We start from the raw sequence: 18,674 nt of genomic DNA on the forward strand, positions 1-18,674 counted from the left end.
TATTACATTTTATTTACAATAAAATTTCACGAAAGACTACATTCATAAAGCTACAATCAATTTTTATCCATCGCTTAATTAAGTAACATCGTTCAAAACTTGCATGAAAAAATGGCTGTTTTGTATAAACTTTATTCGATTATTCTAATCTACAAAGGAGCTTTCCCCCTCATTTTCACAGCGCACATTCCTCAATCTCAAACCCTAAATCTTCAATCATATTCCAATCTGCTGTTGGCTCTTGCCCCTCTGTTGTTAAATAATCACCAACAAAGATTGAATTCGCTGCGAATAAGCCAAGCGGCTGCACAGAGCGCAAATTAATTTCGCGGCCACCGGAAATTCGAATTTCTTTTGATGGATTGACAAATCGCATCATCGCTAGTACTTTTAAACATTCTACTGGTGTTAATTCTTTCTGTCCTTCAAGCGGTGTTCCTTTTACAGCAACAAGGAAGTTACATGGAATAGAATCCGCATCTATACGGTGTAATTCAAGCGCAATTTCAACGCGCTGCTCTTTCGTTTCCCCCATTCCAAAAATCGCACCAGAACATGGGGAAATACCCACTTGCTTTGCTTTTTCTACTGTATCTACACGATCATCATACGTATGTGTTGAGCAAATGCTATCATAATTGTTTGCATGTGTATTTAAGTTATGGTTATAACGGTGAACACCTGCTTCTGCTAAGCGTCCTGCTTGATCCTCATTTAAAAAACCTAAGCAGCAGCAAATTTTTAAATCCGTTGTTTCACGGATTTCTTTCACTGCACCGATAACATGATTTACTTCTTTATCAGTTGGACGACGACCAGATGCAACAATACAGTATGTACCCGCTTTACGGCGAATTGCTTCGTGTGCACCTTCAATAATTTTTTCCTGTGTTAACCATGCATACTTATCGATTGGTGCCTCTGAAACGATAGACTGTGAGCAATACCCACAATCTTCTGGGCATAATCCAGATTTCGTATTAATAATCATATTTAATTTTACTTTTTTACCAAAATGATGATGACGTATGATATAAGCTGCATTCATAATGTCTAATACTTCTGTATCATCTGCTTCTAAAATAGCTATCGCTTCTTCTTTCGTTATACTTCTGCCCTCTACTACTTCAGATGCAATTTGCTTCCAATCTACTTTTGTTTGTACTTGTTTCATTTCTTCTCTTCCCCTCTTTTTCAATATACGCAAATAAAGCATGGTACGTTGCTACAATTTCCCCTTCTTCCGTGAAATCTTTTTCGTATATGCGGAGCATAGTTCGAAAGATAGAAGGGCTTTGACAGTAAGATTCCGCATTGCTATTCGTCGCGCCTACTTTCCGAATCGATTGCAGAAACTCACGAACTGCAGCAAACTTCTCTATGTAACATGTTTCAGAAACATGTACATCTCCTGTTACACTTTCACATACATCTTGCAGCTGTTCTCTCGTTAAAAAATATTGTCCAACAGATGCATCATTTTGCATATTCCTTTCTTCTTTAGCACTTTGAAATGCCGTATGAAGTTCTTGAAATGTTTGCTCTCCAAATGTTGAAAATAACAACAAGCCATCCTCAAATAAATGATGATGATATAAACGTTTCACCGTTGTTTGCAAATCGTTTAGCCATTGAAATGTTGCACTTGAAATAATGACATCAAATGACTCACTTAATGTAAGATATTCAATATCTTCACACCGAAATGTCACAGATTCCACGTGATTTCTCGTTTTCGCAACAGCAATCATACTTTCAGCAAAATCAATTGCAGTAATTGCTGCATTTGGAAAGGAAACAGCTAATTGCTCAGTCAAATAGCCTGTGCCACATCCGAGTTCTAAAATACGGATGGACGACATCTTGTGATAGTGTCTTTTCATTATAGAAAGTAATTGTTGCGCCATCTTTTTTTGTACACTTGCATATTGATCATAGGATACAGCTGCCCCATTAAATCGTTTTTGTAATAACGTTTTGTTGATCATTTTGTATCACCTCTACAAACTGGATGATTTCATTTGCGCAATATTCGGAATCTGTTACACAAAGTGCATGCCCAGCTCCATTTATTACTTTAAGCGCCCCATTCGTATTTTCTTGTATATAGCGAGCAGCAGATAGTGGACATATCGCATCCTGTTCTCCATGAAGAAGCAATACCGGCATCTTTACATACTTTAACTGACTTCTCATATCCATCTCTATTAAATAATCAAGTCCCAGCTGTAAAGATTCAATGGAATCACCTTGAAAACGCTCTGCAATGTCTTCAAATTGTTCACTATCTTTTATCTCTTGTTTTGTAAACATACTTTTATAGAAACGCTCCAATGTGTCGTCCTTTCGCTTCACTAAACTTCTTTTCATCCGCTCTACAAAAGGAAGTTTCCATCCACTCTCGTAATTTTCATCCACTGTAAATTTTGCTGTACCACCTATTAAAATCAACCCTTTTACCCGCACTCTATCACATGCTCGAAGGGCAGCTAATGCACCAAGTGACCAYCCAATCAAAATCACATCCTGCCCTCTTGCAGCTTCTGCTACTCGTTCTGCAAACTCACTAAGTTCTTTTACACCACGCCATTCAACATGCCAGACAGAATATTCCTGAAAATATGGAAGTAATGGATCCCATACTTGTTTTTCCATCCCCCATCCAGGAATGAAAATAAGCTCGGGCTGTTTCATCTCATTCCCCCCTCTTCTTTACCAATTCGAATGATTTGCTCAATAGCCCATTGTAAGTCAGCTTTTGTATGTTCAGATGTAACTGCGAATCGAATTCGCGAACTATTATATGGAACAGTTGGTGGCCTGATAGCAATTGCAGCAATTCCTGCCTCCTGCAGTTTTTCACTAAAATGTAGCGTAGCTTCATTCGACGCCACAATAATTGGTACTATATGTGTTGAACTATCACCAATATTGAAACCAACTTCTTCTAAAGCATTGCGGAAATAAGCTCCATTTTCTAAGAGCCGCTGCCGTCTTCCCTCATCTTTCTTCACAATTTCAATTGCACATTTCATTGCGCCAAGTGTCCCTGGCGGTAATGCTGTTGTAAAAATGAAACTCCTCATCGTATTTTTCATATAATCAATGCAAGGTGCATCGCCCGCTAAATAAGCACCATAACATCCTAGCGCTTTACTAAACGTTCCCATATGAATGTCGATTCCTTCAGAAAGTCCCTGCTCTACATGCGCTAAACCAGCACCATGCCTTCCATATATTCCACCTGCATGTGCTTCATCCACCATCAATAACGCTCCGTATTTTTCTTTCAGCATAATCAACTCTTTTAGATGAGCAACATCTCCATCCATGCTGAAAACCGTGTCTGTTACGATTAACTTTCGCTTTGCGACAGGTGTCATTTGTAATAATTTTTCCAGATGTTCCAAATTATTATGTCGATATCTTTTATGTTCTGCACCGCTAAGCATAATCCCATCAACAATGCTGGCATGATTTAACTTATCGCTAAAAACAATGTCGTGACGCCCAACTAAAGAAGAGATTGCCCCGACATTTGCTGAATATCCACTGTTCACAATGATTGCTTTTTCAGTTTCTTTCCAATCACAAACACTCTGTTCGACCTCTTCATATAGTGCATAATTTCCTACAACAAGTCGTGATGCTGTCGCTCCTACTCCATATTCCTTTGTCGCTACAATAGACGCTTCTTTTAATCGTCTATCTCCCGCCAAGCCTAGATAGTTATTCGAAGCTAAATTCAACATACGTTTTCCATTCCTAATAAGCCATGGTTCTTCAGCTTGCTCAGTCATAACTACATGTCGATATTGTGATTTCTCTTTCAAACGATTTAAACTAGAGTGAAAGTGTAGATTCCACGTTTGATCCATGTTTGACGAACTCCTCTAAATTTGAAATCGTAATATTCTCTTCTGCTGCTCTCAATAATTCTTCACGCGTAAACCCTTCTTGAAGCTCTGGTAGTAAACCCAAAACCGGAATACCACTTAACTCCTCAATCATTTCTTTATTCTCTTGCACACGTTCCTTCTCACATTCCTTACAGCCGGATAAAATAACACCCGCAACTGTTAAACCATGGGCTTTCGCATACGAAATCGTTAAAACGGTATGATTCACAGTACCTAACGCCGGACGCGCGACAATAATAAGTGGTAGTTTTAATTCCTTTGCAAAATCAACCACTAACGCATCTTCCGTATACGGAACAGCAAGACCACCTGCACCTTCTACAAACAAACTATCAAACTCTGTCATTAACTCATTATAATGAGCGGTAATTTGTGCTAGTGTCACATTTCTTCCTGCCCGCTGCATTGCCAGTCTTGGCGCAAGAGGTTCTTCAATAGAATAAGGACAAATTCTATTCGTCTCTGTTATTACTCCTGATGCAACCTTCAATCTAGCTGCATCACCTTCTGGGTTCGAATCGATATGACCACTTTGCAATGGTTTATATACCCCTATGTTATATCCACGATTTCTAAGCACTCCTGCTAATGCACCTGTAACAACTGTTTTTCCAACTTCCGTATCCGTTGCAGTTATAAAAAAGCCGCTCATTATTCTCCCTCCGTAACATCTGCAATTGCTTGATATAAGATGTTCAGCATTTCATCAATCTCATCTATCTGAGATGCTAACGGTGGCATAAATACAATAGTGTTACCAAGTGGGCGTAAAATCATTCCTAGTTCTCTTGATCGCTTACACACTTCCACGCCTACTCGCTCCGTCCACTCAAACGGCTCTTTCGTTTCTTTATTTTTTACAAGTTCAATTCCTACCATCAATCCACACTGACGAATATCTCCAACACGTTTGTATTCATAAAGTGCTTCCAATTGTTTCCCTACATATTCTGCTTTGTATGCAACATCTTTTACTAGATTTGTTTTTTCATAAAGTTCTAAATTAGCAATTGCAACTGCGCAACCTAATGGATTGCCGGTATAACTATGACCATGGAAAAATGTTTTCTGCTCTTCATAGCTACCTAAAAAAGCATCATAAATTTCATCTGTTGTCACAGTAATAGCCAACGGTAAATACCCACCGGTTAAGCCTTTTCCAGCTGTTAAAATATCCGGTGTAACATTTTCATGTTCACAAGCAAACATTTTTCCAGTACGACCAAACCCCGTCGCCACCTCATCTGTAATAAATAAAACATTATATGTTGTACAAAGATCTCGAAGACCTTTTAAATATCCTTTCGGCATTGTAATCATACCGCCTGCACCTTGCATTAACGGCTCTACAATAATCGCTGCAACCTCATCATGTTTTTCTTTTAACAACTCTTCCATTTCTTCCAAATGTTTTTGAACAATTTGTTCTTTGTCATCCCCATAAGGAGAACGATATGTATATGGATATGGCATTTTTATCGCGTCAAATAAGAGCGAACTGTACACTTGGTGAAACAAGTCAATTGCTCCTACTGAAACAGCTCCAATTGTATCTCCGTGATACGCTTCTTTTAATGTAATAAACTTTTGTTTTTTAGATTTTCCTTTATGCTGCCAATATTGAAAAGCCATCTTAATTGCAATTTCAACAGCTGTAGAACCAGAATCTGAATAGAATACTTTTTTCAAACCTTCCGGAACAACTTCAATGATCTTTTCTGCAAGTAAAATCGATGGCACATTGGCAAGTCCTAGCATAGTAGAATGCGCGACTTTATTTAATTGTTCACGAATTGCATTATCTAATTCAGGAACATGATGCCCATGAACATTAAGCCAAATGGATGAAACGCCATCCCAATAACCATTTCCATTTACGTCATATAATTTACGGCCTTCTCCTCGCTCAATAATAACTGGATCTTCCGCTAAATAGTCCTTCATTTGCGTAAATGGATGCCATACGTATGCTTTATTTTTCTCAGCCAACTCTTCATATGTATAGGTTGTTCTTTTACTTGTATTGCTACTAACAGTCACAATTGTCACCCCTAATGTTAACTTTTATATAAATATAGTTAACATTAAAATTAAAATACTGTCAATTATTTTAAAAGGTAAATGTTCTTAAAAAAGAACGACTTATCATAAGATAAGTCGTTTTATTTTCCATGCTGAATCTTTCCGATTTCCAAAATAATCTCTTCGTCTTTTTTCCCATCAGTATCAATTCCAAGTTGTTTTGCATGTTCTATAAGCAGCTCATGACGCTTTTCAAACCTTGCTGTATTTAACTCTTTTTGAATTTCTTTTTCTGTTTTTCCTTCAAGAGAAACACCTAATTTAGCAGCTGTTTTCTCTCTATTCTTTTCTTCTTTGACTTTCTCTAATTCCTTTGTTTCTACTTTTTGCTCAACCTTTAATTTCGGTTGATCTGGTGATGCCGCAAATACTGTATAAATTCCAGCACCTCCACCAAGAACAAGTAAGGTTGTCAAAAGAAATAATTTTTTCTTCATTCATTCCCCTCCTTTCTATTTTCATTATAACGCACAAATAAGAACTTAAAAAAACATTCTCTCGTTATTTTCTTGAAAAAAATAATAAATATATGTATTGACATATTAGATAAATATATGATAAAAATTTAACTAACATCATATGAATCGGCGATGATAGGATTTAGTAGTATTTCGTTTCCTGATTTCAGAGAGCTGGTGGTCGGTGCGAACCAGTACAGAGCGAATTATGAATTACCCCCTGGAGCTTCTTTTACGAAACGTTTGGAGTAGTGAAAGACGGTTATGGACCGTTATTTCTACAGAGTGGTGAAATGAAACTGTTTCACAATTTAGGGTGGTACCGCGATTTTTTTCGTCCCTGCATATACTGCAGGGGCGTTTTTTATTTTCTGTTGGTGCATATTATACGACCCTTTATTTTGTGCTACGTTCATTTCACAAGCTAGGGTGGTACCGCGATTCTTTTCGTCCCTGCATATTTATATGCAGGGACGTTTTTTTATGATGCTAAACAATTACCGGTAATTTGTCGCAAAATTCTAAATTTTAGAAGGAAATATACAATATTGGCGAATTTTATATAAAAAAGAACTATTTTAGATTATTAGGAGGGGCAAACAATGGTTTCAAAAATCGAATCTATTCTTTTAACATTTTTCATCTTTTTCTGTATTGGCTTTAGCGTTATTCAATTAGGAACATCACCACACATTCCAATTTTATTTGGCATTATTGTATTATTAGCATTTGGCTTTATTAAAAAAATCTCTTGGTCTACTATGGAAAAAGGAATGATAAGTAGTATTTCAGCTGGTATTCCATCCATTTTCATTTTCTTACTTGTCGGTGTATTAATTAGCGTTTGGATCGCTGCTGGGACAATTCCAACATTAATGGTATACGGATTCGGGCTTGTATCACCAAAGATTTTCATCCCGACAGTCTTTGTTGTTTGTGCAATTGTCGGAACAAGTATCGGCAGCGCCTTTACAACAGCAGCAACAGTAGGGCTTGCCTTTATGGGAATGGGAACTGCTCTTGGATACGATCCAGCACTTATTGCCGGTGCAATTGTTTCTGGAGCTTTCTTTGGAGATAAGATGTCTCCTTTATCTGATACAACAAACTTAGCTCCTGCTGTAACAGGGGTGGATCTATTTGAACATATTCGTAACATGCTTTGGACAACAATTCCTGCTTTCATTATTGCCTTTATTGCTTTCTTCATTTTAGGAAGCGGGTCTTCAGGAGATGTTGATTTCTCTACTTTTACAAATGCATTAGAAAAGAATACAATCATTTCAATTGTCACACTTATTCCAATTCTATTACTATTCTTATGCGCATTTAAAAAAGTACCAGCTGTTCCAACTTTACTTGCTGGAATTGTAGCTGGAATTATCATCCTCTTTATTTTCAAGCCAAGTACATCACTTACTGATTTAATGAAAATTATGCAAGATGGCTATGTTGCTAAGACGGGTATAAAAGATATTGATAGCTTATTATCACGCGGCGGATTACAAAGTATGCTTATGTCAATTGCACTTATTTTTCTTGCTCTTTCTATGGGTGGGTTACTACAAGGAATGGGCATTATTACTCAGCTTATGAACATTATTGCTAATTTTGTTAAGACAAGTACACGTTTAATTATTTCTACTGCTTCAACAGCAATTGGCGTTAACTTCTTGCTTGGTGAGCAATACTTATCTATCGTTTTAACAGGACAAGCATTTGCTAAAAAATACGATGAAGTCGGTTTAAAGCGTCGTAACTTATCACGAGTATTAGAGGATGCGGGCACAGTTATTAACCCTCTTGTTCCGTGGGGTGTAAGTGGTGTCTTCTTAGCAAATGTACTAAGTGTTCCAACATTTGATTACGTTCCATACTCAATCTTCTGCTTAGCTTGTCCGATTGTTACAATCATCGTTGGATTTACAGGATTTGGTCTTTCCTGGCAGAAAGAAAAGCCTGTTACAGTTTCTTAAATGAAGTATAAAGAAAAAGGGGTTACCGCTATCAGTAACCCCCTTTTTTCTTTATTCCTCTATTTGTGATATTACCTGTTTACTTTTTTTCGTCTAAATAACATAAACACGCCTGCTCCAACAAACGCAAGTCCCGCTCCAATTGTAGAGAAGACACTCGCTCCCGTTTTTGGTAAATCACGATCTACTTCGTTTGTTTCTTTATCTTCACTTACATTTGTAGGTTCTTTCGTATCTTTATTTCCATTGTCAGGATTTGTTTGGGGATCTCCATTGTTTTCTCCGCCTGGTGTTGTTGGGTTACCACCGTTGTTCTCCTCACCTGGTGTTGGCGGTGTGGTTGGTTTGTCTCCATCATTCCCTTCACCTGTCGTTGGTGGCGTGGTTGGTTTGTCTCCATCGTTCTTTTTCGTTAAATCAATTGCATATTTCGCAAACTCATTTTCAGATGGACCAACATAAGAGATTTTCCCATCCTTTGTAATGTACTTTTGCGCATTTGGTGAAGAGTCAAATGTAGTATTTAATTTTTCAGCAACAATTGACTTAAATGTCCAGTTTTGATCTGCTGCCGGGTTAATAACTGGTGTTTCTTTCATATATTTCGTAATGATTTGACGCGTTTCATCTTGAGATTGATATACAACTTCACCTTTACTTACACCAGGGAATGTTTGACTGCTGCCACGATAGTTATTTGTAGCAACAATAAACTCTTGATTATCAGCTATCGGTTTCCCATCATATGATACGTTCACAATACGATTCGCATTTGGATTTACTACTTTTCCATCTTTATCATATTTTGCTGGTTGTGTCACATCAATTTCGTATTTTACGCCATCTAAAATATCAAAGTTATATGTAGGGTAGTTTACATTTACTAACGACTGTTCTTCTGCTTTAGCTGGATCAATTTGATTGAACTGACCTGCAGACATTTCAAGCCATTCTTTTACTTGTGCACCATTTACTTTTACAGCATATAGAGTATTTGGATATACATATAAATCAGCAACGTTTTTAATCGCTAAAGTCCCTGCTGGAATATCAGTATAATAAGTTGCACCATTTCGGCCGCCTGCTTTAAAAGGTGCACCTGCTGATAAAACTGGGATTCCTTTATATTCTCTGTACTGTCCATTTTCTGCAAATAGCTTTTCTACATACCATTTTTGGGCATTCGTAACAAGCTGTACAGATGGATCATCTTGCACAAGTGAAAAATAACTATTAATTGGTGCTGTCGTTGTACCGACAGGTGTATTTACATATTTAATCGTCGCTTCGTGATCGTCTTTTATTTCATTAACTAAATTCTTATCAGATGCTACTAATGCATTTCCTTTACTATCAGAAATTGGACGAACGCTTGGAACCGATTTATCTTTTTGTACTTCCCACTTGCCATTTACTTTTTTCAGTTCCATATCAATGATACCTAGATTACTTCCGAAAACACCAGGCATTACAACTGGAACACCGTTAAACTTGTCCGTTACTACCGTATGGGAGTGTCCCATTAATACTGCATCAACGCCGGGAACTTCTGTCGCTAAATAATATGATGCATTTTCCATCCCATCATGGTAACCACTTTTATCGACACCAGAGTGAGCTAATGCAACAATGATATCTGCATCTTCTGCTTTCATCTGCTCTTTCATTTTGTTCGCTGTTTGTACAATATCTTTCGCTTTTACTTTTCCTTCTAAATTCGCTTTATCCCAGCCCATAACTTGTGGTGGTACAAAGCCCATTACACCGATTTTCACTTTTTGCTTTTGACCAGATTCATCTTCTACTTCTTTTTCAAAAATATGGTACGGTTTAAAGGCGTGTTTATCGTTCGTTTCATCATTATCATGATCGTCTAGATACACATTTGAATTAATTACTGGGAACTGTGTTTTACTAATCGCCTTCTTTAAATAGTCCAAACCGTAGTTAAATTCATGGTTTCCAAGAGAAATGACGTCATACTTCATTAAATTCATTAAACGATATAGAGGATGGACATACTCTCCATCTAAGCCTTTTTGTGCTACATAATCCCCTAGCGGCGTTCCTTGTAGGGCATCCCCATCATCAAATAGCACAGAGTTTTTCGCTTTTGCACGTTCCTCATTTACAAGCGTCGCAGTTTGAACTAAGCCCACTTTATTATCCGTTTTCGTTTGATAATAGTCGTAGTTCATTAAGTTAACATGAATATCAGAAGTTTCCAAGATTCGTAATTTAACTGTACTCTCCCCTGTTTGTTCCTCTGCATGAGCAATTGTCGGCAATACTTGTGGTGCGATAACACCTAATGCAAGCGTCGCTCCTGCTAGCGCTTTCTTTGATTTCTTCACAAAAAATCCCCCTTATTAAATTGTCCCTAAAAAAACAATAAAATGAGTTTTTCATCAAACTCTAATAAGGTATTCTCTCTACCTTTATTCTCTTCTTTCCTCATATTAGAGTGACGTATATTCATTTATCTGACATTATCATATCTAACTTACTTTCATATCGTCAATATTTTTTGACATACTTCTACAAATTTTCTGTAAAGCTATTGTAAAATTTCCATAAAGATATAATAAGCCCTTCCATTGCTTATACCGTTGAATATGATACAATTACCAATTACAAGGAGGATGAATTTATGAAAAAAGTCATCTTAATTATTGTTTGTCTCCTCCTTCTAATCATTTCTTATTCGCATTTTGAAAAGAACGATGAGACAACAAAACAAAAAGAAAAATCAGTATCATCTACTTCTCATTGGATTGATAAACAAACAAATGACTCTTTTTATCATCTTGTGTTAGGAGATTCGCTTGCAAAGGGATATGGCTCGACACAAGGAGGGTTTGCCGAATTAGCTTCCAAGCAAATAGAGGAACAAATTCACAAACCGATTAGAGTAGAAAACCTTGGAGTGAACGGACTTACAACAGATCGTCTCGTTCAAAAAATTCAGGCAGAAGAAGTGCAGCAAAAAATTAAAGAAGCAAATATAATTACCATTAATATTGGAGGAAATAATTTATTCCGTTTAAATCGTGATGTAGGTGTTATAGATGGTATTAAAATGTTAAATAAAGAAAAAACTCATTTTGAAGAAGACGTAAAAAACATTGTAAAGACAGTTCGGACTCTCAACCCAAATGCTTTACTCATTCTATCTGAGCTCTATAACCCTCTACAACTCGATGATTCAATTGCTTCTTATGCAGATATGTTTTTAGATGGCTGGAATGATGCGGTTTACTCAATTTCAAAAGCGAATCAACCGTCCATTGTTTTACCAATTCGAAAATTAATACCAAATGATAAAAAAGAATTACTGTACGATCAAGTACATCCAAATGATAAAGGTTATGAAATTATTGCCAACGCGTTTACTAAACAAGTTCTATCCTACAAATATTAAAACAAAAACGAACAATTCTATTTTTATACGGTACCTTTTTTTGTTACAATGATAATGGAAGGGGGCCTTTATATGGAATCACGCGAATGGGAACGTATTGTTGATCATCTTCTTTCGTTAGTGCCTCTTTTTTATCGCAAATTTATGCTTCCTGGAGAGTTTTCTTCACAAAGGCACATGCCACCGTCACATACACAGGTGTTACTGCTATTGCATGAACGTGGCACATTAGCAGTGTCAGAAATCGGAAAGCGATTAGCGATTTCAAGGCCCAACATGACACCTCTATTAAATAAATTGATTCAAGAAGAACTTATAGAGCGTCATTACAGCGAAAAAGATCGACGAGTCATTTTAATTTCTCTAACACTAGAAGGGAAATCGTTAGTAAATCAATATCAACAATTCATTTTAGACAAACTAAAAGAAAACTTTCAAACATTATCGGAAAGCGATCGTGAACAACTCATTCACTCGCTTCAAACGATTCAAAATTTAATTTTGAAAACAAACGTATAAAGCTGCTTCCAAAGGAAGCAGCTTTATGATTCATAATAGTTTCCATAATATACATTTGAATACGGCCATGTTGTTAAGTATGGTTTTTGCTCCGGAGAAGGCTGCGCTTGCTGATATGCTTCAAACTGTTGCCTTGTATAAGGAACAGGATAATAATGCACATATGAGTATGCTTGAGGTACATAGTAATAATACATTCATTCTCCCTCCTTTTTTAAGCATATTCAAGGCGGAAAATGAATGTGACATTCTTTATATTTGTACAAGTGGTTCTCTCGCGCGTTTTTTTCTTTTTTTCAAACGTAACTTACGGTTCTTTTCATATAAATAATGCACAACAAAATAAGATATTACTCCAAATACAACCCCGAAAATTGTCATCCCAATTAATACATATACTTCACTCTGTAATAAGCTCTTTAACATAATAAAAATATTACTCGAGAAAAGATCAGATATTGTATATGGTTTATGCTGAATTACCTTTATTTCAAATGGATATAAAGTTTTCCCTAATGCATATGCAAACGGAAACAAAATTACCGGAAGAAATGATATTTTTCCGATAATATTACCAATAACCGCTGCTGGAAAGGATCCCTTTGCTAAGCGTACAATTGGATAAAAAATAAGATAAACAAGTGACGCTGTATAAATCACCAACATTTCTAAAGCAAATCCAATCGCAAATCCACGTGACACTTTCTTCGCTCCTTCTGGCGAACGGAGCAACTTATAATAATGAAATTTCAGCACTCTCCAAATACGTTGAAAAAATGAATATGTTTTTTTACCTGTTTGCACAATTATCATCTCTTTAATAGTTTTTTCTCTTCGTAGTATGAACTTAATACTACGACACAAACAACCCTATTTAACTTCACTTATACTAACTTCATCTTATTATAAATGATACAAAGAACATTCACCAAATATACATCAGACATTTCGTAACAAAAAAACCTTCCCGATTAGGAAGGTTTTTTGATGTTTTGAAGCAGACTTACCAATAATGCTTTTTGAGCGTGCAATCGATTCCCTGCTTGCTCAAAGACAACAGAATGCGATCCATCTATAATTTCTCCTGTTACTTCCTCTTCACGATGAGCGGGTAAACAATGTAAGAAGCGATACGTTGCTTTCGCATGCTGAACAAGTTTTTCGTTCACTTGAAACGGTTGAAATAATTGGTATTTCCCTTCCGTATCTTCTTGCCCCATGCTCATCCAAACATCGGTATAGATAAAGTCAGCACCTTTCACTGCCAACTCCGGATCATTCAAAACTTCAATATTTGCTCCCGTCTCATTTGCAATTTCTAGCGCACGCTTTACAATTTGTTCATTCGGTTCATACCCTGGGGGAGTCGCCACTGTCATATGCATACCGACTTTTGCACTTGCTAGCAGTAAAGAGTTACATACATTATTTCCATCCCCTAGGTAAGCAAGTTTAATCCCTTTAAATGTATGAACTTCTTCATAAATTGTCATCAAATCAGCTAATGCCTGACACGGATGATGATCATCTGTCAATCCATTAATAACAGGAATACTTGCTTCTTTCGCAAGCTCCTCTACATCTGCGTGCGAGAATGTACGAATCATAATTCCATCAATATAATGAGATAATACTTTTGCTGTGTCTGAAACACTTTCTCCTCTGCCAAGTTGCATTTCTTTTCCACTTAGAAACATTCCATGTCCACCGAGTTGTACCATTCCTGCTTCGAAAGAAACACGCGTACGAGTTGAATGTTTATCAAAAATTAACCCTAATATTTTCCCTTCTAATAAAGGTTCATGCTTCTCTTTTTTTAAATACATTGCAAATTCAATTAGCGCAATTATCTCCTCTTGCGTCAGTTCTTCTAATGTTAAAAGATCTTTCGTTTGTAATTTCGGTACTTGTATAGTTGACATAGAATTTCCCCCTTATAATATTGGTGATTTTTGTGTACAAATCACTCTTTTTATCATATTTACTGCTTCGTCTATTTCTTCATTCGTTACAATGAGTGGTGGTAAAAGTCGCAAAACATTCGTTCCAGCTTGCAATACAAGAAGCCCCTCTTTTTCTAACTGTTCTATAATGAATGTGACGTCACACTTACAAACGACTCCAATCATAAGTCCTCTCCCTCGAATATCAGTAATCCATTGAACATCAAGTAATTCTTTCTTTAATTTTTGCAGGAAGTATTCTCCCTTTTCTTTTACTTCTTGTAAAAATGAAGGTTGTTTTATAATTTGTAGTACTTCTTTTGCTGCTGTCATTGCAATGTAATTTCCGCCAAATGTTGAACCATGAGTCCCCGCTGAAAAAGCAGTCATAAGCTCTTTCTTTCCAAGCATTGCCCCAACCGGGATCCCATTTCCAAGCGCCTTTGCCGCTGTAACGATATCTGGGGATGTTCCGGTCTGTTCATAAGCAAACAACGTTCCCGTTCTTCCCATACCTGTTTGCACCTCGTCGATTATATAAAGAGCACCATATTGTCTACATAACTTCTCAATCTCTTGCAAAAAGGAAATATCAGCAGGTAAGACGCCACCCTCACCTTGAACAACTTCCACCATAACTGCAGCTACTTCTTCATTCATTGTCTCCCTGAGCGCGGCTATATCATTAAAGAGAATATGTGAAAAAGATGGAAGAAGTGGACCAAATCCCTTTTTTACTTTCTCTTGCCCCGTTGCGCTCATCGTTCCAAATGTTCTTCCATGGAAAGATTGCTGGAATGTTAAAACAAGAGATTTCCCCGTATGCTTCCGCGCTAATTTAAGCGCTGCTTCATTGGCTTCTGCCCCGCTATTACAAAAAAACACGTAATCTAACTCACGCCCCTCTGTTAGCAATTCAGCTACCTTTTCTTGTACCTTGTGCGAAAAAAGATTTGATATATGCCAAATTTCCTGTAATTGCTTTTTTACTGCTTCTACAAGTACAGGATGACAATGTCCTAAATTACATACAGCAATTCCAGAAGTAAAATCTAAATACTTTTCCCCACTTTCATCTATCACTTTTGTTCCGGTTCCTTGAACAATTTCAACACTGCGTCTCCCATATGTCGGAAATATATGACTACTCATACGATATTCACCCCTTTTGTTACCGTCGTTCCAACCCACTCCCCTGATGTTCCTACAAAATGTTTTGTACCATTTACAATGCTGATATGCTCGACTCCCATCTGTATTGAGGTGAGAGCAGCCTGTACTTTCGGAATCATCCCCCCTGTAATAACTTCTTTTTCTATCAGACGTAGGATCTCAGCTTCATCCGCTTTCGTTAACAACTTCCCTTCGAACAATATCCCATCTACATCCGTAATAAAAATAAGTTCTTTCGCCCCCAGCGTAGCTGCAATTCCAGCTGCGGCTGTATCTGCATTTATGTTATAAACCTGGTTTCCTCTTACCCCAATTGGAGCAATAACCGGAATATAATTCAAATCTAGTAACCCTTTTAATAGTGAAGCCTCTACACCACTAACTTCACCAACATATCCAATATCCTCATCAAGAGGCTGAACTTGAAGTAATTTCCCATCACAACCAGAGATTCCGATTGCATGCAAGCCATGCTTTTGAAAATTCATCACCATTTTTTTATTCGTGCTTCCGCATAAAACCATTTGAACAACATTCATCACTTCTTTTGTTGTCACACGTAACCCATTCTTCTTTTCAATTGGAATATTAAATCGCTTTAGCTTTGCATCAATTTCTGGTCCACCGCCATGAACAACAATAACTTGATATTTTTTCTTCAGCTGCTCTATACATTCAAAAAACACATGGTCTAAACGTTCTAGCATACTCCCACCGCATTTTACTACGATATACTCGCTCATCTTCTCTCTCCTTACGTACGATAACAAGCATTTATTTTCACATAGTCATAGCTTAAGTCGCAGCCCCAAGCTCTTCCTTTCTCCCCTCCAAGGTGCAAATGAGCATCAATAACAATTTCAGATTCCTTTAATTTTTGTTTCATTTCCTCTTGAGAAAAAGCTTGTAGCTCGCTGCTTTGTAAAACAGAAATAGACTGAACAGCAATATCAACAGCGATAGGATCAATAACAACTCCACTTTGACCAATCGCACTAATAATGCGGCCCCAATTTGCATCTTCACCATACATTGCAGTTTTCACAAGACTTGAGCCAACAATTTGTTTCGCAATCTTATTCCCTTCTTCTACTGTTCGTGCTCCGTATACATTTACTTCAACTAACTTAGTAGCACCTTCACCATCTTTAGCAATTTGCTTCGCTAAGTCCTCACATACCTTTTGCAAAGCAAACATAAACTTCTCCCACTCCGTATGATTCGTATGAATAGCAGTTGTTCCTGATAACCCACTTGCCATTACAACGACCATATCATTTGTAGATGTATCACCGTCCACAGTAATTTGATTAAATGTATGATTCGTAACTTGTGATAATGCTAGCTGGAGTGCTTCTTGTTCTATATTTACATCTGTTGTAATAAAGCTAAGCATCGTTGCCATATTCGGATGAATCATACCAGAACCTTTTGCTGCCCCTGCAATCATCACTTCTTTTCCTTCAATCATAAACTGATAGCATGATTGCTTTATAACAAGATCCGTTGTTAATATCGCTTCATAAAAGGAAGCTGCCTTCTCTTTTTCTTTCGATGGTACGAGATAGGAAATACCAGTACGAATTGCTTCCATTGGTAAAGAAACTCCAATGACACCTGTTGAAGCAACTGCCACATGATTTTCTTTTACCTGGAATTGTTTCGCAGCCAACGTTTTCATTTCATACGCATCTTGTAACCCCTGTACACCTGTACATGCATTTGCATTTCCGCTATTTACAACAATTGCTTGTAGCTTTCCTTCCACAGCTATACTTTCTTTTGTAACTTGTACTGGCGCAGCTTGAAATTGATTTGTTGTATAAACAGCTCCGCAATTAGCAGGAACATCACAAACAATTGCTCCCATATCTTTTTTCCCTTTTTTCAACCCAACCTGGGTACCAATCGCTGCAAAACCTTGTGGCGTTACAATTGATCCACTTGCAACTTTTATAATAGAATCTGTTCCAATCATCATTCTTCCCCCTTATGGATAGAGCGGCATATATTGTAATCCCGCCGTTTCCTCCAGACCTGCTAATAAGTTTGCATTTTGAATTGCTTGCCCAGCTGCTCCTTTCATCATATTGTCGATAACGGAAACAACTGTAATACGTCCTGTTCGTTCATCATAAGCCGCTCCAATGTCACAATAATTTGAACCCCTTACTTCTTTTGGACTTGGAAACTCTCCTTTAGAACGGATACGAACAAAAGGAGCATGACAATACGTTTCTTCATATAACTTCTCTAATATCTGTGCATGGATATCTCGTTTTGCTTTTGCATAGAGAGTAACCATAATCCCTCTCGATATCGGAATTAAATGTGTACTAAATGTAATTGGTTTCGCCTGTTTATTCCACTCACCAAGCATTTGTTCAATCTCTGGAACATGCTGGTGCTCATTCACTTTATAAATATGGAAATTATCATACAGCTCTGGAAAATGAGTCATTGTTGTCGGTGTTTTTCCCGCTCCTGACACCCCTGATTTCGCATCGATAATAAGTGAGTCTTCCTCTATCATCCCGCCCCGCATTAATGGCGCAGCTGCTAGTAGTGCCGCTGTTGCAAAACATCCTGGATTTGCAACCAATTCCGTTTCCTTAATAGCCAACTTTTTCCATTCACTTAATCCATACACTGCCTTTTGAAGAATTTCTTCCTTTGCAGCGGGCCTTTTATACCATGTTTCATATGTACAAGGATTCAACATACGAAAATCACCTGATAAATCAATAACTTTTAAACCAGACGCTAGCAAGCGTGGCGTTATATGCGCCGAAACCCCTGCCGGTGTCGCTAAAAATACAATACTAGCCTCCTTCGCTATTACATCCACGTCGATTTCTTGTAACGTATGGACAATAAAATTTTGTAAGTGCGGATATACATTTGTTATTCGTTCCCCTACTTGTGAAAAAGAATGGACAGATGTAATCGAAAAATATGGATGATGATGTAACAACCTTATTAACTCAATTCCTCCATATCCAGTTGCTCCAATAATCGCGACTTTCATATGCTCCTCCTTATATCGATTCTTTAAATTAAATATGATTATAATATTGTATATTTATAGAGTCAATTAAATATTTATTAATTTTAAAACTTTTAAAAACGTAATTTTTCTAGAAAAACAATAATTATACATGAATTTTTATACACCTTTGATG

General features: G+C 37.1%; 18 protein-coding genes and 1 other annotated feature. Of the genes, 3 read left to right on the forward strand and 15 right to left on the reverse strand.

Features of this window, described 5'->3' with window-relative positions:
• Window positions 1–175 precede the first annotated feature (175 nt).
• From bioB to AC1DIT_RS12500, 7 genes are all read right to left on the reverse strand, one after another.
• Window positions 176–1,174: a biotin synthase BioB gene (gene bioB, locus AC1DIT_RS12470; RefSeq protein ID WP_016116202.1), complete on the reverse strand. Its 999-nt coding sequence runs from the start codon at window positions 1,172–1,174 to the stop codon at window positions 176–178.
• Window positions 1,128–1,988: a malonyl-ACP O-methyltransferase BioC gene (gene bioC, locus AC1DIT_RS12475; protein WP_016116203.1), complete on the reverse strand. Its 861-nt coding sequence runs from the start codon at window positions 1,986–1,988 to the stop codon at window positions 1,128–1,130. The genes bioB and bioC overlap by 47 nt, the downstream gene beginning before the upstream one ends.
• Window positions 1,954–2,694: an alpha/beta fold hydrolase gene (locus AC1DIT_RS12480; RefSeq protein WP_016116204.1), complete on the reverse strand. Its 741-nt coding sequence runs from the start codon at window positions 2,692–2,694 to the stop codon at window positions 1,954–1,956. The genes bioC and AC1DIT_RS12480 overlap by 35 nt, the downstream gene beginning before the upstream one ends.
• Complete coding sequence (bioF, locus tag AC1DIT_RS12485; RefSeq protein ID WP_016116205.1) at window positions 2,691–3,878, reverse strand: 8-amino-7-oxononanoate synthase; 1,188 nt, start codon at window positions 3,876–3,878, stop codon at window positions 2,691–2,693. Before bioF ends, AC1DIT_RS12480 begins: the two co-directional genes overlap by 4 nt.
• Window positions 3,844–4,572 carry a dethiobiotin synthase gene (bioD, locus tag AC1DIT_RS12490; protein WP_016116206.1) on the reverse strand — a complete coding sequence of 243 codons (729 nt, stop codon included), beginning with the start codon at window positions 4,570–4,572 and terminating at the stop codon, window positions 3,844–3,846. Before bioD ends, bioF begins: the two co-directional genes overlap by 35 nt.
• On the reverse strand, window positions 4,572–5,969 hold the full coding sequence (bioA, locus tag AC1DIT_RS12495) for an adenosylmethionine--8-amino-7-oxononanoate transaminase (RefSeq protein WP_098116723.1): 1,398 nt from the start codon (window positions 5,967–5,969) through the stop codon (window positions 4,572–4,574). Before bioA ends, bioD begins: the two co-directional genes overlap by 1 nt.
• Window positions 5,970–6,082: 113 nt before the next feature.
• Window positions 6,083–6,439 (reverse strand): hypothetical protein, encoded by a 357-nt coding sequence (locus tag AC1DIT_RS12500; RefSeq protein ID WP_016116208.1) that lies wholly within the window; start codon window positions 6,437–6,439, stop codon window positions 6,083–6,085.
• A 144-nt stretch (window positions 6,440–6,583) separates the two neighbouring features.
• Window positions 6,584–6,805 (forward strand) — a binding site (T-box leader).
• A 257-nt stretch (window positions 6,806–7,062) separates the two neighbouring features.
• Here AC1DIT_RS12500 and nhaC point away from each other — a divergent pair.
• Window positions 7,063–8,436 carry a Na+/H+ antiporter NhaC gene (nhaC, locus tag AC1DIT_RS12505; protein ID WP_016116209.1) on the forward strand — a complete coding sequence of 458 codons (1,374 nt, stop codon included), beginning with the start codon at window positions 7,063–7,065 and terminating at the stop codon, window positions 8,434–8,436.
• A gap of 71 nt (window positions 8,437–8,507) precedes the next feature.
• Here nhaC and cpdB read toward each other — a convergent pair whose 3' ends face one another.
• The gene (cpdB, locus tag AC1DIT_RS12510) at window positions 8,508–10,790 is read right to left on the reverse strand and encodes a bifunctional 2',3'-cyclic-nucleotide 2'-phosphodiesterase/3'-nucleotidase (RefSeq protein WP_016133243.1); all 2,283 of its coding nucleotides are present in this window, start codon (window positions 10,788–10,790) and stop codon (window positions 8,508–8,510) included.
• A 296-nt stretch (window positions 10,791–11,086) separates the two neighbouring features.
• Here cpdB and AC1DIT_RS12515 point away from each other — a divergent pair, with 296 nt between their 5' ends.
• Window positions 11,087–11,857 (forward strand): GDSL-type esterase/lipase family protein, encoded by a 771-nt coding sequence (locus AC1DIT_RS12515; protein WP_016116211.1) that lies wholly within the window; start codon window positions 11,087–11,089, stop codon window positions 11,855–11,857.
• Between the two features lie 72 nt (window positions 11,858–11,929).
• Window positions 11,930–12,376, forward strand: a complete 447-nt coding sequence (locus AC1DIT_RS12520; RefSeq protein ID WP_016116212.1) for a MarR family winged helix-turn-helix transcriptional regulator — start codon at window positions 11,930–11,932, stop codon at window positions 12,374–12,376.
• A gap of 23 nt (window positions 12,377–12,399) precedes the next feature.
• Here AC1DIT_RS12520 and AC1DIT_RS12525 read toward each other — a convergent pair whose 3' ends face one another.
• The 7 genes from AC1DIT_RS12525 to argC form a co-directional block, all read right to left on the reverse strand.
• Window positions 12,400–12,573, reverse strand: coding sequence for a hypothetical protein (locus AC1DIT_RS12525; protein ID WP_016116213.1), 174 nt, complete (start codon window positions 12,571–12,573; stop codon window positions 12,400–12,402).
• Between the two features lie 55 nt (window positions 12,574–12,628).
• Window positions 12,629–13,180 (reverse strand): DUF2062 domain-containing protein, encoded by a 552-nt coding sequence (locus AC1DIT_RS12530; protein ID WP_003200118.1) that lies wholly within the window; start codon window positions 13,178–13,180, stop codon window positions 12,629–12,631.
• Between the two features lie 167 nt (window positions 13,181–13,347).
• The gene (gene argF / locus AC1DIT_RS12535) at window positions 13,348–14,298 is read right to left on the reverse strand and encodes an ornithine carbamoyltransferase (RefSeq protein WP_016133244.1); all 951 of its coding nucleotides are present in this window, start codon (window positions 14,296–14,298) and stop codon (window positions 13,348–13,350) included.
• A gap of 12 nt (window positions 14,299–14,310) precedes the next feature.
• Complete coding sequence (locus AC1DIT_RS12540) at window positions 14,311–15,471, reverse strand: acetylornithine transaminase (protein ID WP_033671447.1); 1,161 nt, start codon at window positions 15,469–15,471, stop codon at window positions 14,311–14,313.
• The gene (argB, locus tag AC1DIT_RS12545) at window positions 15,468–16,235 is read right to left on the reverse strand and encodes an acetylglutamate kinase (protein WP_016133245.1); all 768 of its coding nucleotides are present in this window, start codon (window positions 16,233–16,235) and stop codon (window positions 15,468–15,470) included. The genes AC1DIT_RS12540 and argB overlap by 4 nt, the downstream gene beginning before the upstream one ends.
• Window positions 16,236–16,246: 11 nt before the next feature.
• Complete coding sequence (argJ, locus tag AC1DIT_RS12550) at window positions 16,247–17,470, reverse strand: bifunctional glutamate N-acetyltransferase/amino-acid acetyltransferase ArgJ (protein WP_016116217.1); 1,224 nt, start codon at window positions 17,468–17,470, stop codon at window positions 16,247–16,249.
• A gap of 12 nt (window positions 17,471–17,482) precedes the next feature.
• Window positions 17,483–18,520, reverse strand: coding sequence for an N-acetyl-gamma-glutamyl-phosphate reductase (gene argC / locus AC1DIT_RS12555; RefSeq protein ID WP_016116218.1), 1,038 nt, complete (start codon window positions 18,518–18,520; stop codon window positions 17,483–17,485).
• Window positions 18,521–18,674: the final 154 nt, after the last annotated feature.

It is taken from the genome of Bacillus sp. 05T22 (assembly GCF_056396765.1).

Bases quoted from the DNA above. Each gene is read 5' to 3' on its own strand.
- argF (WP_016133244.1), bottom strand. From the start codon at position 14,298: ATGTCAACTATACAAGTACCGAAATTACAAACGAAAGATCTTTTAACA.
- bioD (WP_016116206.1), bottom strand. From the start codon at position 4,572: ATGAGCGGCTTTTTTATAACTGCAACGGATACGGAAGTTGGAAAAACA.
- AC1DIT_RS12500 (WP_016116208.1), bottom strand. From the start codon at position 6,439: ATGAAGAAAAAATTATTTCTTTTGACAACCTTACTTGTTCTTGGTGGA.
- argJ (WP_016116217.1), bottom strand. From the start codon at position 17,470: ATGATTGGAACAGATTCTATTATAAAAGTTGCAAGTGGATCAATTGTA.
- AC1DIT_RS12520 (WP_016116212.1), top strand. From the start codon at position 11,930: ATGGAATCACGCGAATGGGAACGTATTGTTGATCATCTTCTTTCGTTA.
- argB (WP_016133245.1), bottom strand. From the start codon at position 16,235: ATGAGCGAGTATATCGTAGTAAAATGCGGTGGGAGTATGCTAGAACGT.
- bioB (WP_016116202.1), bottom strand. From the start codon at position 1,174: ATGAAACAAGTACAAACAAAAGTAGATTGGAAGCAAATTGCATCTGAA.
- nhaC (WP_016116209.1), top strand. From the start codon at position 7,063: ATGGTTTCAAAAATCGAATCTATTCTTTTAACATTTTTCATCTTTTTC.
- AC1DIT_RS12525 (WP_016116213.1), bottom strand. From the start codon at position 12,573: ATGTATTATTACTATGTACCTCAAGCATACTCATATGTGCATTATTAT.
- AC1DIT_RS12515 (WP_016116211.1), top strand. From the start codon at position 11,087: ATGAAAAAAGTCATCTTAATTATTGTTTGTCTCCTCCTTCTAATCATT.
- argC (WP_016116218.1), bottom strand. From the start codon at position 18,520: ATGAAAGTCGCGATTATTGGAGCAACTGGATATGGAGGAATTGAGTTA.
- bioF (WP_016116205.1), bottom strand. From the start codon at position 3,878: ATGGATCAAACGTGGAATCTACACTTTCACTCTAGTTTAAATCGTTTG.
- AC1DIT_RS12540 (WP_033671447.1), bottom strand. From the start codon at position 15,471: ATGAGTAGTCATATATTTCCGACATATGGGAGACGCAGTGTTGAAATT.
- bioC (WP_016116203.1), bottom strand. From the start codon at position 1,988: ATGATCAACAAAACGTTATTACAAAAACGATTTAATGGGGCAGCTGTA.